This is a genomic window from Amycolatopsis sp. NPDC058986 (assembly GCF_042741125.1).
In the GTDB taxonomy this organism is placed as follows: domain Bacteria; phylum Actinomycetota; class Actinomycetes; order Mycobacteriales; family Pseudonocardiaceae; genus Amycolatopsis.
On the sequence record NZ_JBHYJW010000038.1, the window covers coordinates 8823 to 22939 of the forward strand.

At 70.2% G+C, this 14117-nt stretch carries 14 protein-coding genes; 1 reads left to right on the forward strand and 13 read right to left on the reverse strand.

All coding sequences use genetic code 11. From position 1 onward, the window contains the following. Positions 1-455 precede the first annotated feature (455 nt). The 10 genes from ACFW0G_RS28960 to ACFW0G_RS29005 form a co-directional block, all read right to left on the reverse strand. Positions 456-1643, reverse strand: coding sequence for an amidohydrolase family protein (locus ACFW0G_RS28960; RefSeq protein WP_378328579.1), 1188 nt, complete (start codon positions 1641-1643; stop codon positions 456-458). Further along, positions 1640-2767 carry an MAB_1171c family putative transporter gene (locus ACFW0G_RS28965; protein ID WP_378328580.1) on the reverse strand — a complete coding sequence of 376 codons (1128 nt, stop codon included), beginning with the start codon at positions 2765-2767 and terminating at the stop codon, positions 1640-1642. Before ACFW0G_RS28965 ends, ACFW0G_RS28960 begins: the two co-directional genes overlap by 4 nt. Continuing rightward, positions 2764-3273 (reverse strand): hypothetical protein, encoded by a 510-nt coding sequence (locus tag ACFW0G_RS28970; RefSeq protein ID WP_378328581.1) that lies wholly within the window; start codon positions 3271-3273, stop codon positions 2764-2766. The genes ACFW0G_RS28965 and ACFW0G_RS28970 overlap by 4 nt, the downstream gene beginning before the upstream one ends. 60 nt (positions 3274-3333) lie before the next feature. Continuing rightward, positions 3334-3795, reverse strand: a complete 462-nt coding sequence (locus ACFW0G_RS28975) for an XRE family transcriptional regulator (protein ID WP_378328582.1) — start codon at positions 3793-3795, stop codon at positions 3334-3336. A gap of 428 nt (positions 3796-4223) precedes the next feature. Further along, positions 4224-5468: a hypothetical protein gene (locus ACFW0G_RS28980; RefSeq protein ID WP_378328583.1), complete on the reverse strand. Its 1245-nt coding sequence runs from the start codon at positions 5466-5468 to the stop codon at positions 4224-4226. Beyond that, positions 5465-7117: a putative N-acetylmannosamine-6-phosphate 2-epimerase gene (locus ACFW0G_RS28985; RefSeq protein ID WP_378328584.1), complete on the reverse strand. Its 1653-nt coding sequence runs from the start codon at positions 7115-7117 to the stop codon at positions 5465-5467. The genes ACFW0G_RS28980 and ACFW0G_RS28985 overlap by 4 nt, the downstream gene beginning before the upstream one ends. Then, positions 7114-7959 carry a carbohydrate ABC transporter permease gene (locus tag ACFW0G_RS28990; RefSeq protein ID WP_378328585.1) on the reverse strand — a complete coding sequence of 282 codons (846 nt, stop codon included), beginning with the start codon at positions 7957-7959 and terminating at the stop codon, positions 7114-7116. The genes ACFW0G_RS28985 and ACFW0G_RS28990 overlap by 4 nt, the downstream gene beginning before the upstream one ends. Continuing rightward, positions 7956-8858 (reverse strand): carbohydrate ABC transporter permease, encoded by a 903-nt coding sequence (locus ACFW0G_RS28995; RefSeq protein ID WP_378328586.1) that lies wholly within the window; start codon positions 8856-8858, stop codon positions 7956-7958. The genes ACFW0G_RS28990 and ACFW0G_RS28995 overlap by 4 nt, the downstream gene beginning before the upstream one ends. Positions 8859-8862: 4 nt before the next feature. Then, entirely contained in the window at positions 8863-10170 is a 1308-nt protein-coding gene (locus tag ACFW0G_RS29000) for an ABC transporter substrate-binding protein (protein ID WP_378328587.1), read from the reverse strand. A gap of 29 nt (positions 10171-10199) precedes the next feature. After that, positions 10200-10934 carry a GntR family transcriptional regulator gene (locus ACFW0G_RS29005; RefSeq protein WP_378328588.1) on the reverse strand — a complete coding sequence of 245 codons (735 nt, stop codon included), beginning with the start codon at positions 10932-10934 and terminating at the stop codon, positions 10200-10202. 369 nt (positions 10935-11303) lie between these two features. Here ACFW0G_RS29005 and ACFW0G_RS29010 point away from each other — a divergent pair, with 369 nt between their 5' ends. Continuing rightward, positions 11304-11717: a hypothetical protein gene (locus tag ACFW0G_RS29010; RefSeq protein WP_378328589.1), complete on the forward strand. Its 414-nt coding sequence runs from the start codon at positions 11304-11306 to the stop codon at positions 11715-11717. Positions 11718-11745: 28 nt separating this feature from the next. On the opposite strand, the gene ACFW0G_RS29015 is transcribed toward ACFW0G_RS29010, so the two are convergent. The 3 genes from ACFW0G_RS29015 to ACFW0G_RS29025 form a co-directional block, all read right to left on the reverse strand. Beyond that, the gene (locus tag ACFW0G_RS29015) at positions 11746-12972 is read right to left on the reverse strand and encodes an RNA polymerase sigma factor (protein WP_378328590.1); all 1227 of its coding nucleotides are present in this window, start codon (positions 12970-12972) and stop codon (positions 11746-11748) included. Then, positions 12969-13373 carry a YciI family protein gene (locus tag ACFW0G_RS29020; RefSeq protein WP_378328591.1) on the reverse strand — a complete coding sequence of 135 codons (405 nt, stop codon included), beginning with the start codon at positions 13371-13373 and terminating at the stop codon, positions 12969-12971. The genes ACFW0G_RS29015 and ACFW0G_RS29020 overlap by 4 nt, the downstream gene beginning before the upstream one ends. A gap of 89 nt (positions 13374-13462) precedes the next feature. After that, the gene (locus tag ACFW0G_RS29025) at positions 13463-14110 is read right to left on the reverse strand and encodes a TetR/AcrR family transcriptional regulator (RefSeq protein ID WP_378328592.1); all 648 of its coding nucleotides are present in this window, start codon (positions 14108-14110) and stop codon (positions 13463-13465) included. Positions 14111-14117 lie beyond the last annotated feature (7 nt).

A 14117-nucleotide genomic window follows, 5' to 3' on the forward strand; every position in this document is an offset into this window, starting at 1 on the left:
ACAACACCCCCCCTACCCCCGCCCAGGGGGTGCCCCTAAGGGAACAACCCCCCCTACAACCCCCCCAACGGCCCCACCCCCCCCACCGCCCATCTCCTCAAATTGCCCTTTGTGGACTGTGGCGCTGTGAAGGGAGCTTTGCGCGCGCTGAGTGCTGTGAAGGCCCCCCTTTGGAGCGTTCGGCATGCGTGGGAGGCGTGACTCACGAGGTATGTGTTGCTCGTGGGGCTCATCAGGACGGCTGGCCCTCGATGTGCCCCTAACGACCCGCTGAAGTGTCCTCGCGCGAGGTTGTCCACAACCACACCGGCTATCCACAGATTCGCCGAGCATCCCCTCCCCGCACCCCCGGCGCGATAGGCTGGTTGCAGGGGTGCCCCCGGGAGGGTGGGGGTATACCCAGAGGATCCGTGCCCCCTTCAGTCCACTGTGGACCACGGCGGTACCGGGCGATGTCAGCCGGGAATGTGGACGCGTCCGGCGGTGAGGACGAGGGCGACGTCGCGGAGCGCGCTCAGCTCGGTCAGCGGGTCGCCGCGCACGACGAGGACGTCGGCTCGTAGCCCGGCCGCGAGCCGCCCGGTGTCCCGCAGATCGAGCGCCTCGGCGGCGTTCACCGTGGCCATGTCGACGATTTCGGCGTTCCCGAAGCCGAGTTCGGCGAAGAATTCCAGCATGCCGACGTAATCGTCGAACCGTGCGCCGGGCACCCCGGCGTCGGTGCCCGCGATGAACAGCACCCCGGCTTCCCGCATGCGCAGGATGGAATCGACCAGCGCGTCCGCGTTCCGCCCGAGCTGGGTGAGGAACAACCGCCAGTCACCGGAAACGCACCGGCACACCCCGATCCGCCGCGCGGCGATCTCGCGGGCGAGGTCGTGGTCGTAGCGCAGTCCCGACGCGACGCGCCACGAGCAGTGTTCCAGCGTCCGCACCCCGGCCTCGACGCAGTGCGCGATCGTGTCCGTGCCGTGAGCGTGCGCGGCGACGCCGAGGCCGTGCCCCGCCGCCTGCGCGACGATGAGCCGCAGCTGGGCGGCGGTGAACTGCGGTTCCCACATCTTCGGCCCACCAGGCGTCAGCGCGCCGCCGGAAGCCATCACCTTGACGAGGTCCGCGCCCTCGGCGGCGACACGCTTGATCCGTTCGCGGATCTCGGCGTCCGTGCCGACCTCACCGCCGAGGAACCCGCAATGCCCGCCAGGGCAGGTCAGCGGCGACGTCGCGGCGAGGATCCGGGGCCCGGCAAGCGTTCCGGCCGCGATCGCGTCCCGTAGCACGACCGACAGGGCATCCCGGTCACCGAGGTCGCGGGCGGTGGTGACCCCGGCGGACACCAGCTGCTGGGCCCGGCCCGCCATCCCCAGCAGCAGCCTCGCCGGGTCCGCGTGGGCGACCGCGGTGAGCGGATCGGCGCTCGAGTCGAAGGCGAGATGGACGTGCGAGTCGATCAGGCCGGGCAGGATGGTCGCGTCCGGGAAAACCCGCTGCGGTGTGCCCGGCCCGGCCACCCGCTCGACATCCTGGCGCGGCCCCACAACGCGGATCATCCCGTCCTCCACCAGGACGGCGCCGTCGTCGACGAACTCGCCCGCCGGGCCGACCAGTACCCGCGATCCACTCAGCAGCAACGCTTCGCTCACGCGCGGCTTCCCGCCAGAGCGTTCGACACCGCGACGAGACCGAGCACGTCCGCATTCATGTCGCTCCCCTCCGGGACCGCCACCGAAACCGCGTTCAGCGCGTTACGGGGATCCTCCTCACCCGGCTTCAGCGTGAGGGCGAACCTGATGTATCCGGCGAGTTCCTCGGGGGTGCAGCGGCTGACGTCCTCCCCCTTCGCGGCGATCGCGATGTACGGGCTGAGCCGCACGAGCCCGTCCCGGCATTCGATGAGCCTGCGGTAGAACCCGCGGTGCGTACGGCCGAACCGGAACCGGCCGTTCTCGGGACGCTCCAGCATCAGCTCCGGGAAGGCCCGGTTCAGCGCCGACCAGAGCGGGTCCAGTTCGTGGTAGAGCCTGCGGTGCAGCAGCCACGAGCGGATCGCCCCGATCAGCTGAACCACCGCCGGCAGGCACATCCCGAGCGTGACGAGCACGAACGACGCGTTGGAGATCGGCCAGTTGATCGCGTTGAGCCCCTTGAGCGGCGGGCCGCCGTTGTAGCGGATGATCACCCAGATCGCGCGGTTGATCGAGGTGAACATGAGCCCGGCGAGACCGAGAGTGATGATCCACAACGCGATCGTGAGATAGCGCGACGCCGGGACCGAGTACCGCAGCGCCCACAGCCCGCTGACGAGGTACGCGTAGACGAAGTAGACGTTCCCGACGATGTAGAACCACGCGATCGGCGCCTCGGTGATGTGCGGGGTGGACAACGTGTGCCCGCGCAGCGCGGCGGGCGTCACGATCATCAGCACGAGCATCGTGAGCAGGGTCGCGGCGAGCAGGAGCCCGTCGATCCGGAACCGGCGGCGGCTGGCGGGCCCGTCGCCGCGCGTCGCGTAGACGAAAAAGGACACCAGCGCGAACAGCCCGCCCATGACCAGCGCGTTGTAGGCGACCTTGGACACACCCGGCGTCGTCGCGTCGTCGAGGGCCTTCGTCACGACCGTGAGACTCAGCGCGTGGCCGAGCGCGAGCAGCCACAGACACGCCACCAGCAGGCGGAGCAGCCGGTCACGGGCGGAGCGGACGAGGTCGACGGTCTTCCACAGTGCACCGATCGTGAGCGCGACCAGCAGCGTGATCTGCAGGCTCACAGCCAGCCCCTGCGGCCGTTGAGCGCGGTCTGCAGTGCCCGGCCACCGGGCACCTGCGGGGCAACGTAGTTGATGACCGACGCCCATTCCAGGATGATCGTCGCCACCGTTTCCGCTTCCCGTTCCTGATCGGCGTCGTAGTGCGTCCGGCGCAGCAGCGCGCGCCGGACGACGTCCGGAGCGATGTCGGGGTACAGCCGTTGCAGCAGCGCGTCGTCGGTTTCGTCACTGCTGTGCCCGGCGACGATGTGCCCCACCTCGTGCAGGATGATGTGATCCTGGTGGGTCTTCGTGGTTTCCCGCTGATAGAGGATGTAGTCGGTGGTGTCGCTGGCGAACCAGACCCCGAACTCGCCCGGCACCGGCAGCGGGTAGTCGACGAGCTTGATCGGCCTGCCCCGGTGTTCGGCCAGCCGGTCACAGAGCCCGCGTACGTCCAGTGGCGCTTGGATGTCCAGTTCTCTGAGCAGGCGGCGGCACTGTCGCCGCAACACCCGTTCCTTCATGGTGGCCGCCCCAAACTACGTCGCCGACGCGCGCACCGGAGGAGAGGAAACCGGGCGCTCTCAGGTATCCCGCCCATCATGGCCTCTTTCGAGGCGGTACACCATATCCACCATGTCGACGATTTTCCGGCGGTTCTCCGGGGAGAGTTCGCCCGCCCGGCTGGCCATCAGCCGGATATCGCCGGAACCGGTGGCCGCTTTCAACGCGGCCAGCTGGTCGCGAAGCCGCCCTTCCACCGCGTCGTCGAAGAAATACCCGGCGGGAACGCCGAAGAAGTCCGCGATCGCCTTCAGATGCTTGAAAGTTGGATTGTCTTTCTGCCCGTTCCGCAGCATCCACAGGTAATTCTCGCTGAGGCTGCCCCCGGCCGCGACCACCGCTCTGGCGACCTCGCCATTGGTGTAGGGCCGCATCAGACGCCCGTCCTGAACGGTGTCGAACAGGTAGTTCAACCGATCGGCCAGCGTCGATCCCGGCCCGGAAGCCCGCGACTTCTCCGCGTCCCCGTCGCCCATGGCCACCCAGCCCTCCTAGCGAGTCAGCGTCGATCGGGTGCTGACCCAGAATCGTAGTAGACAGTTCCTCCACCGACAGTGGCCCCGGACCAGGGCGGCGCTTTCCCGTCGGTGGACAGTTCCCTTCACTCCGTCGCCCCGTAACCCGGCCTTAAACCCACACGGGTTGACTAACGGTCTCATGTCAGTGTACTAACTAACTCGGGGCTTCACCAACGTGAGACCTGGTGCGGAGGTGGCATCCCCGCCGCCCGCCGTGATGGCGCTCCGCCTGCCAGGAAGCAAGGAGGACGGGTCCGGCCGTCTAGGGGTCGGCCGGACCCGTCACAAATCCTCTTTCCCCGAACTGAATCAGGGTTGCCCAGCGGATTCGGCAGCATTATCTGTCGCTTGAACAAAACAATGAGATCCCGGTCACCGACAAACGTAGTGGGTCAAACGGAGCAGGCCCGCAGCAGCCGGACCGCTTCCGACACGGCGAGTTCGGCGCCTCCCGCGGCCACGGGTGAGATGTTGACCTCGTAGACGTCGGTTTCGTAAGCCGCGGCACCGGGCAGATAGCCGAGATACCCGCCCGTGTAGCCCACCAGCGTGATCGGTCCGTCCACTTCGGACTCCAAGGCGGATTCGACGGCCAGGTACGGCTCCCCGCCGAAGCCGATCATCCCCAGCTCGCCGAGCTGGACCGCGCTCACCACCAACCGCGGGTCCCCGATCCTCGCGGACGCGGCCAGCTCGGCTCCCTGCAACGCCGTCTCGGCTTCACGGACCGCCACCGGGTCTCCCGCCCGGTGTGCCGCGTCGAGCCGTTCCCGGATGGAGCCGGTCTCCGGTGCGGGTTCGCCCGCGCGGCCCGGCAACGCGAACGACCAGGTCCGCGCGCCGGCGAGCGGACGACGGCCGAGGTCGACCGGCGTCCCCGGCGTCCTGACCAGCGCGAGGATCTGCTCGGCGGCCAGCGCGCCGAGCCGGTCCAGTTCGCCGGGGCGCTGCTCCCTGCGGTGCGGCCGGGTGCTGATGTCCCCCGCGGCACCGGTGGCCACCACCGCCCAGCCGCCGAGCCGCTCGGCCACCGCGCGCCGCACCGCCCCGGCGAGGTCCGCGCTGACCAGGAGGTTGTCCGCGCCCAGCACGGTCGGATGAATCGGCAACACGACGAGGACACCGAGCACCAGTTCCCGGTTGCGCGCGGCCAGCACGGTCACCGGTACGTCCGCGCGCGGGGACGGCCCGCTGCGCTGCCCGCCGACGTCGCCGATGAGTCCCTTGTGGATGGTGAGCTGACCGGGCACCTCGGCGATCATGGCGCGTGCGGCCGCGCGCTCACCGGTCCGGAGCAGTGGACTGGTCCACTCGGGTGGAGTCCGGCCGCCACCGGGGTGACAACCGACCTCGGGCCCGGAATGCGTGTGTGTCGCCGAGAACCACACCAGCTCGGGACAGGTCCGCAGCGATCCGGCCAACCTGCTCAGCAACGGGCCGGCCAGATCGGTGTTCACCGCGGGCAGATCGGCGACGACCCAGGCGAACCGGCGCGGGCCCGCGCTGATCGTCACCGCGTGCACCTCCAGCGGGTCGAGGATGCCGGTGCTCGTCCCTGCCCGCGCGGCGTAGCCGCCGAGCGGGGTGCCGACGGGCACGTCGAGGACGACGCGGCCGTGCCCGATCCGCACACTCACGACAGGGCCTTCGCGAGCCGGGTGGTGATGGCCATCGGGTTCGTGATGGCCGTGCCGACGACGACGGCGTACGCCCCGGCGTCGACGGCCGCCCGCACGTCCTCGGCACTGCGGTAGCGGCCTTCGGCCACGATCGGGCAGTCGAGCCGGGCCACCAGCGCCGCCACGAGATCGACGTCCGGCCCCTCCGGCACCGGGCCGCCGGTGTATCCGGCCAGCGTCGTGGCGACGACGTCGGCGCCCGCTTCCCTGGCCATGACGGCCGCGGCGACGGTGTCGACGTCGGCCATCACCGGCACCCGCAGCTCGTCGTGGATCCGCCGGATCTGCTCGCCCAGCGTGCCGCCGCCGGGGCGCGGGCGGGCGGTCCCGTCGACGGCCACCATCGCCGCCCCCGCCCGCACGACCTCGGCGGCGGATGCGAACGAGGGCGTGATGAACACCCCGTCCGGCGAGGCGACCTTGTTGATGCCGAGCACCGGTATGTCCACTTCGGACCGGATGGCGGCGACGTCGGCGGGCCCGTTCGCGCGAATGGCGCGTGCGCCGCCGGCGGCAGCGGCGGCGGCCATCCGCGCCATCGAGGCGGGGCCGTGCAGCGGATTGCCCGGCTGGGCCTGGCACGACACCAGCAGCGCACCGGCCGGAAAGGGCAGCGTGTCCAAGGTGTTCTCCACAGCGTTCTTCACGAGGGCCTCCTCGGCGGCCGGAAAGGCGGCCGTACCACGGTGTACGTGCATGAGACGGGCATACGGCCCCGGTTCGGCCGTGGCGAGGCGGACGGCACCGTCGAGCGGGTCGCCGGCGGGTGGGACGAGCCGCGCCGCCGGGGCGAGATCGGCCAGCCGCTCGCGGAGCGGGGCGAGCAACAGCTTGCCCGCCTCGAACACGCGGCCGGTGCAGGCCACCGGGACGGCGTCGCCGTGGTCGAGTACCCGTACCGCCGCGGCGGCGGTGTGCGCGAGGTCCCCGGCGGCACCGGTCACGATCGCCCCGGCGACCGCGTCCCGGCGGGCGGCCGCGGCGAAGACGTCGGGCGCGAAGGCCGCGACGGTGGCGACCGGGGCCGGGGCCTGGTGGATCCGTTGCGCCAGCCCGGGTCCGAGGCCGTAGCGGCGTTCGGCCGCGGTGGTGAGCGTGGTCGCCTCGCCCCGGCCGTCCGCGGCGGCGAGTACCGCGGCGAGCCCGGCCCGCCCGATCGCGAACCCGCTCCCGGAGTCACCGAGCAGGTACCCGCTGCCGTCGACCTTCCGGTATTCCCCGTCCTTGCCGACGGCGAGACACACCACCCCGGTCCCGGCCGCCAGCACGACGCCGTGCCCGTGCCGCAGCGCCCCGGCGTGCGCGGTCACCATGTCCTCGCACAGCCGCACCTCGGCGGCGCCCAGCACCGCGGCGATCGCGACGCCGAGCCGGTCGAGATCCGCGGGCTCGGCCGGGCAGCCGGTCAGGCCGAGACAGACGACGCCGACCGGGCCGGAGAGCCCCGCGTCAAGCGCCGCGACCCGCACCGCCGCGGTGATCGTGGCGACCGGATCGCCCTGCCGGTAGTCGAAACCGGGACCGCGGCCGATCCGGGGCACGGGACCGGCCAGCAGCCGCATCCCGGTCTGCCCGCTGTCGACCGCGACCCATGTCCGGGTACTCATCGGATACCTGCCGACATCGTGACGCCCTCGACGAACCGGCGTTGCAGTGTCACGAACAACAGCACCGTCGGCAGCGCCGCCAGCAGCGCGGCGACGAGCATCATCGGCACCGCGGCGCTGCCCAGGTTGTTCGCCTGCATGGCCGCCAGCCCCACCGGCAGCGTCCGGTGCTCGTCGTCGGAGGCGACCAGCAGCGGCCACAGATGTGAATCCCAGTTGAGCATGAAGATGAACAACGCCAGCGCCGCCATCGGGCCCTTCACCACCGGCGCCACGATCGACACCAGCGTGCGCAGATCCCCCGCGCCGTCCAGCCGCGCCGCCTCCAGCAGTTCGTCCGGGACGTTGCCGATCGCCTGGCGCATCAGGAAAATCCCGAACGCGCTGGTCCCGGCGGGGACGATGAGCCCGGCGAAGCTGTCCACCCAGCCGAGCGAGTAGACCAGGCTGTACAACGGGACGTAGATGATCTCGACCGGGATCATCAGCGTCGCCAGCACGATCATGAACGCGGCGTCGCGGCCCCGGTACCGGAACTTCGCGAAACTGAACCCCGCCGCGGTGCACGTCAGCACGTTCAGCAGGGTGACGCTGATCCCGACGACCGTGCTGTTGAGAAAGTACCGCGCGAACGGCGTCTCGGTGAACGGCAGGGTGACGTTCTCCCAGGCGAACTTCGTCGGCAGCCAGCGCAGCGGAACCGACAGCACCTCCGCCGATGGTTTGAGCGCGGTCAGCACCGCGTAGACCAGCACGGAGACGAACACCAGCCCGCCGAGCCCGGCCACGATCAGCGTCGTCGCGCGCCCCGCACGCGCGGCCGGAGTCCGCCGCCCGGTCATCGGTCCCTCCTCGCGAACACCTTGAGCTGTACCAGGGTCAGCCCGAACAGCAGCAGGAACATGAGCACCGCGACCGCGGACGCGCGGCCCATCCTGGCGTTCTCGAACGCGGTCTTGTACACGAACAGGTTCACCACCTGGGTGCCGAATCCGCCGTTGGTGAGCACCAGTTGCGGGCTGAACGCCTGGAACCCGCGGATCACCGCCATCACCGAGCACACCGCGGTCACCGGGAGCAGCATCGGCCAGGTGATGTAGCGGAAGCGCGCGAAGGCACCCGCACCGTCCAAACGGGACGCTTCGTAGAGTTCGCCGGGAATGGACTGGAGCCCGGCGAGGAAGAGGATCAGGAAGAACCCGGTTTCCTTCCACACCCCCATGAGCACCAGTCCCCACATCGCGCTGCCGGAACTGGTGAGCCAGTTGAGGTGCAGGCCGAGCGCCTGGTTGAGCAGGCCGTCCGGGTTGAGCACGACCCGCCAGATCACCGACACCGCGACCCAGCTGATCGCCACCGGCAGGAAGTACAGCAGGCGCAACAGGCCGCTGCCGCGTGCCCGCGTGTTGAGGGCGTGGGCCAGCACGAGCGCGAGGACGATCGCGGGGACATAGGTGCCCACCGCGTACACCACGGTCTGCCACAGCGCGGCACCGAACTGCGGATCCGTTGCCAGATAAGCGAAGTTGTCGAATCCGACGAACTCCGGCGGCGCGGTCAGGCTGTAGTCGAACAGGGACAGGTAGAACACCCGCAGCATCGGGTAGATCGCGAAGGCGAGGAACAACGCCATCGCGGGCACCGCCAGCAGGATGCCGACGACGTTGCGCCGCCGCACCGGCTTGTTCCGCCGGGGTGCCGGGGTTTCCGGTGCCTTGGGCCGGATCGAGAGCACCGCCATCCGCTCAGCTCCCCAGGCTGCGGTTGATCCGCTCGGCGGCCTTCCGCGTGGCCTCCGGGATCGCGACGCGGTCGAAGACGGTGTCGTTGACCATCCCCATCACGGCATCCTTGATCTCGGCGTAGTGCGGGGCGACCTCGTCGAACTTCCCCTTCTGATAGGCCGCCGACCAGACCTCGAGGCCGGGGACCTGTTTGCCGGCGGCGCTGGTGTCCCAGTCCTTCACCGGCTGGATGAACTTCACGTCCGACAGCCAGCGCTGTGACTGGCTCGCGAGGTAGGCGATGAACTGCCAGGCCTGGTCCTGGTGCTTGCTCGCCCTGCTGACCGCCCAGTAGTAGCCGTACCAGCGGTTCACCGGGTTCGCCGGGTTCACCTGCGGCAGCGGGACGAGCTTGAGCTGCTGGTAGGTGTCGGGGTTGCTCTGCCGGATCTGCTCCATCGCCCACGGGTAGACGATCGCCATCGACTGGCGCCCGGTGGCGAGATCGCTGAACGGCGAGGTCGCCTCGCGCGAGGTCTTGTTCGGGTCGGCCGTACGTCCTTCGCCGGTGGCGAGATCGGTCCAGAGCTTCAACGCCGCCTGCGCTTCGGGCGTCGTCACGGTCGCCTTCTCGTGTTTCTGGTCGGTGATCGTGCCGCCGGTCTCGTTCAGCAGCGTCTGCAGTTGCTGGGTGTACCAGCCGGAATGCAGGTACAGAAAGCTGAACGCCTGGGTGTGCTGCGCGGCGGCGAGCTTCTTCGACGCCTCGGTCACGTCCTGCCACGTCTTCGGCGGCGCGTTCGGATCGAGACCGGCGTCGGCGAAATGCTTGGTGTTGATGGCGAACGCGGTGGCGTTGAACTCGCTCGGCAGGCCGAAGAGCTCCTTGTCGGCCGACGCGCCGTCCAGCGTCCCCGGTACGTAGCGCGCTTTGAGCGCGTCCGCGGACTGCACGCCGAACGCGCCGAGGTCGATCGGGGCCAGCAAGCGCTTGGGGAGATACTCGCCGCGCAACGCGCTGTCGTCCATGTTGAGCACGTCCGGGCCGGTGCCGTTGCTCATCGCGGTCAGCATCTTCGTGTCGAACTCGTCGTTCGGGATCTGCTGGTACTTGATCTTGACATTGGGGTGTTGCTGTTCGTATTCCGCGATGAGCGCCTGGTTGAGCTTGATCATCGGCGGATGCGTGTGCGTCCAGAACGTCAGCGTCACCGCGCCACCGGAGTCACCGCCGCACGCGGTGAGCACGCCGGTGGCGAGGATCGCGGCGAGGATCCCGGCACCCGCCGTCCGGATCTGCCGCAGGCGAGGGATTCCGCGCATGGCCATGATGCCTCCAGGTGGGTACGGGATTCGGGTCAGCTCAGCGCACTGCGTTCGGCCGTCCGGCCGGGCCTGCGGAGATCGGCGGTGATGGCGTACCGGTCACCGCGGTAGGTCGCTTCGCAGCTCTCCATCACCCTGCCCCGCGCGTCGAGGCTGATCCCGCGGATGCGCAGGCACGGCTGGGTGACCGGGATCTGGAGCTGTTCGGCGGTCCGCTGGTCCGGCAGCACCGGGTCCAGCTGACAGGTACCGGTGACGATGTCGGTGCCGTAGCGGGTCGCGAGCAGCTCGTACCAGGAGCTGTTGAGGTCGTCGATCGCGAGGCCCGGGACGTAGCGGTCCGGGACGAAGGTGCGCTCCAGCGCCATCGGCGCGTCATCGGCCAGCCGGAGCCGGACGAACTCGACCACGAGGTCGCCCGCGGGGATCCGCAGCAGCCGACACCGCGCGCGGTCGCCCCGGCGGCGGCGCAGTTCGAGCGTGCGGCTCGCCGGCCGCATGCCCCGGCGCCGCATCTCCTCGGAGAACGACGTCATCGCGAGCCTGCGGCTGACCTTCGGCCGCGACGTGAACGTGCCGCTGCCCTGCCTGCGCACCAGCAGGTCCTGCAGCACGAGGTCGTCCATCGCGCGGCGCAACGTCATGCGCGCGACCTGCCAGCGGACCGCGAGTTCGCGCTCCGGGGGCAACGGGGCCCCTTCGGGCAGGAGGTCGACGAGGTCGAGCAGCCGTGCCCGCACTTCGCCGATCTTTCCGGGGGCCGTCATCTTGCCCTCCTCACCGCCGAATCCGAGGCCGGGCGACCGGATCCAGCACACGCCATGCACACGGCGCGGCCAAGGCCGCCCGCGAGGTCCGATGGACCAATCCGTCCGCCGATGATGCCTCAGCGGACACGGTCACCAGTAGGTTTCGGCCGCGAATTGGTCTGACAGTGGTCTACTTCCCGGCGTCCAGGCGGCCGAACGTGTGACGCGGAGTGCGCGACAGTGGGACCGGGGTCCGGGAAGGTGGGACACGCCGTGTGGCGGGGGAGGTCCGAGCGTGTCCCACCGCGGGCCGGCGGCACGGAACCCCGCGCGTGGCCAAACCGTCACATGAGACAGGTACTTCCGGCCGGGGGAACGGTGTTGTCGATGCGTTTGCTGGATTTTCTCGTCGGCCTGGTGGCCTACCTCCTTCAGTTCTGCCTCACCGCCGGGCCCGGCGCCCTGCTCGGCTGGGGTCTGGCCGAGCTGTTCCTCGAGGCGAGCACGATCCTCGGCGGGATCATCGGCGGGCTGTGCCTGATCGCGTTGTGGACGGTCTTCCGGATCGCGCGCTCCAGGGCCGAACACGCGTGGGACAGGGAGGAAGCCCGGGGGCCGAAACTGGTCGCTCGCGGCACGCTGTTCTTCGCGATGGGCACGGCGGGGTGTGCTGCGGCGCTGATCACTGTGGCGCACCAAGGGGTGTGGTGGCTCGGGGCGCTATGCGGCGTCGCGCCGATCTTCGCCGCCGCACTGGACAAGGACTCCCCGAACGCCGTCACCATGATCTTCCGGCCATGACCCCGCGGGACGATTCCCGGCGCGTCCTTTATGGACGGTCGTGGCGGGTGTGCAGGCGGGCGGCCTGGGTCGTCAGGTATTGCTGTTCCGGCAGGTTCGTGGTGCGGGCCGCGGCGGCGCGGTAGTGCCTTTCGGCGGAGGCGGGATCCCCGGCGAGTTCGAGGAGGTGTGCGCGCACGGCGTCGAGGCGGTAGTGCCCGGCGAGGCGGCAGGCGACGGCGTCAAGCAGGTCCAGACCAGCCCGCGGGCCGTGCACCATGGCCGCCGCGACGGCGCGGTTGAGCGAGACCATCGGATTCCCCGTCAGCCGTTCGAGCATCCCGTACAGCGTGAGGATCCGCGCCCAGTCGGTGTCCTCGACGCGCAGCGCGATGTCGTGCACGGCGGCGATCCCGGCCTGCAGGCGGTACTCCCCCAGCAGGCCCCGCGCGAGGGCCGCGGTGCTCAGCGCGACGCCCTCCCGGATCTGCTCGCGGTCCCACAACCCGCGATCCTGGTCCGCCAGCGGGATCAGCTCGCCACCGGCACCCGCGCGGGCCGCGCGGCGGGCATCGGTGAGCAGCATGAGCGCGAGCAGGCCCGCGACCTCGCCGTCCTCGGGCAGTATCCGGTAGGCCAGGCGGGTCAGGCGGATGGCCTCCACGGCGAGTTCGGTGCGCTGCAGGTCGCTGCCGACGCTGCTGGCGTAACCCTCGTTGAAGATCAGGTACAGCACGTGCAGGACCGACCGGAGCCGCCGCTCGCGCTCGGCGTCGGCGGGCATCCGGAACGGCTCGCCGGAGGACTTGATCTTCTGCTTGGCCCGGCTGATGCGCTGGGCCATCGTCGCCTCCGGCACCAGGAAGGCGTTCGCGATCTCGGCGGTGGTCAGGCCGCCGACGGCCCGCAGCGTCAGCGCCACCGCCGACGCCGGGGTCAGCGCGGGATGGCAGCACAGGAACAGCAGGATGAGCGTGTCGTCGCGATCGGGGACGTCCGCCGCCGGGAGTTCCCGCAGCGCGGCGACGTCCTCCCGGCGCCGCCTCGCCTGTTCACTGCGGTACTGGTCGGTCAGTTTGCGGACCGCGGCCTGGATCAGCCAGCCGCGCGGGTTGTCCGGCACTCCGCCGGCAGGCCAGTGCAGCGCGGCGGCGAGCAGCGCCTCCTGGACGGCGTCCTCGGCTGCGGGGAAATCGCCGTACCGCCGCACGAGGACGCCGAGGACCTGCGGCGCCAGTTCGCGCAGCAGGTCCTCGACGCGGGGTTCGGTGCTCACGGCTGGATCTGCGGGGCGTCCATGATCTGGCGGAGTTCGACGGGCTGCTGGATCGGCGCCCCCGCGGGCCCCGGCGCCGCCGAGATCTTCGCGGCGATCTCGATCGCGCGGGCCTCTGATTCGACGTCCACCACGCGATACCCGGCGAGCAGTTCCTTGGCCTCGGGGAACGGGCCGTCGGTCACGACCGGCGCGGTCACGCCGTCGAACGTCACCTTCTTGGCCAGCTCCGGCCCGGCCAGGCCCTGCGCCTCGACGAACTCGCCGTTGGCGACCAGTTCCCGGTTCAGTACGTGCTGGAACTCGATGTGGGCCTTGATGTCCTCGGGCGTCCACTCGGTCATCGGGACGTCGCAGTCCGCGCCGCCTTCGTAGTTCTGCAGCAGCATGTACTTCGGCATGTCCGGCTCCTCACCGTTTCGTGCGCCCATCTTGACGCTTTCATGGAGAGGACGGGGCACGCGACGCGCGCTCTACATACGCGGAGAAATCAGTAGCCGAATTTTTCGGCGCCCTTGCCGAGCAGGGCGAATGCCCTGGTCAGCGCCACGACGGCCTCCTGATGGACGTCGTCGGCGCTGCGCCCGCCCGCGAGCTTCGCCCAGTTGCGGTGGGCGAGCTCGTGGGTCACGGCGACGACCTGGACGGCGACCAGCCGGCAGATGAAGGGGTTCTCCTCGCCGGTCGCCTCCCGGAAGGCTCCGGCCAGTTCGTCGGTGTCGTACGTGCGGAGCTGCGCCAGCCGCGCAGCCAGGCTGGGCGTGCCGAACACGAGCCGGTTGAAAGCGAGGACTTCGGGGTTGTCGCACAGCCCCGTGACCGGGTCGCGTTCGTCGAGCGCATTGCGGATGTGGCGCTTCAGCGCGGCGAGGGGCTTCTCGTCGGGCTCACGGCCGCGGACGACGCGGGCGGCCTCGCCACGGTGATCGGCGAAGCGGTCGAGGACGAGGTCCTCCTTGGTCGGGAAGTAGCGGAACAGCGTCGGCTTGGACACCTCGGCGGCCGCCGCGACGTCGGCCACCGAAACCACGTCGAACCCGTCCGCCAGGAACATCGCGATCGCGGCTTCGGAGATCGCCCTGCGCGTGCGCTCCCGCTTCCTGGCCCGCAGGCCGACCGGCTCACTCACGTCCACCATCTTAACA

Excerpts from the sequence above, each read along its gene's own strand:
- ACFW0G_RS28970 (WP_378328581.1), bottom strand. The coding sequence starts at position 3,273 with ATGAAGGAACGGGTGTTGCGGCGACAGTGCCGCCGCCTGCTCAGAGAA.
- ACFW0G_RS28985 (WP_378328584.1), bottom strand. The coding sequence starts at position 7,117 with ATGAGTACCCGGACATGGGTCGCGGTCGACAGCGGGCAGACCGGGATG.
- ACFW0G_RS28990 (WP_378328585.1), bottom strand. The coding sequence starts at position 7,959 with ATGACCGGGCGGCGGACTCCGGCCGCGCGTGCGGGGCGCGCGACGACG.
- ACFW0G_RS28995 (WP_378328586.1), bottom strand. The coding sequence starts at position 8,858 with ATGGCGGTGCTCTCGATCCGGCCCAAGGCACCGGAAACCCCGGCACCC.
- ACFW0G_RS29000 (WP_378328587.1), bottom strand. The coding sequence starts at position 10,170 with ATGGCCATGCGCGGAATCCCTCGCCTGCGGCAGATCCGGACGGCGGGT.
- ACFW0G_RS29005 (WP_378328588.1), bottom strand. The coding sequence starts at position 10,934 with ATGACGGCCCCCGGAAAGATCGGCGAAGTGCGGGCACGGCTGCTCGAC.
- ACFW0G_RS29010 (WP_378328589.1), top strand. The coding sequence starts at position 11,304 with ATGCGTTTGCTGGATTTTCTCGTCGGCCTGGTGGCCTACCTCCTTCAG.
- ACFW0G_RS29020 (WP_378328591.1), bottom strand. The coding sequence starts at position 13,373 with ATGCCGAAGTACATGCTGCTGCAGAACTACGAAGGCGGCGCGGACTGC.
- ACFW0G_RS29025 (WP_378328592.1), bottom strand. The coding sequence starts at position 14,110 with ATGGTGGACGTGAGTGAGCCGGTCGGCCTGCGGGCCAGGAAGCGGGAG.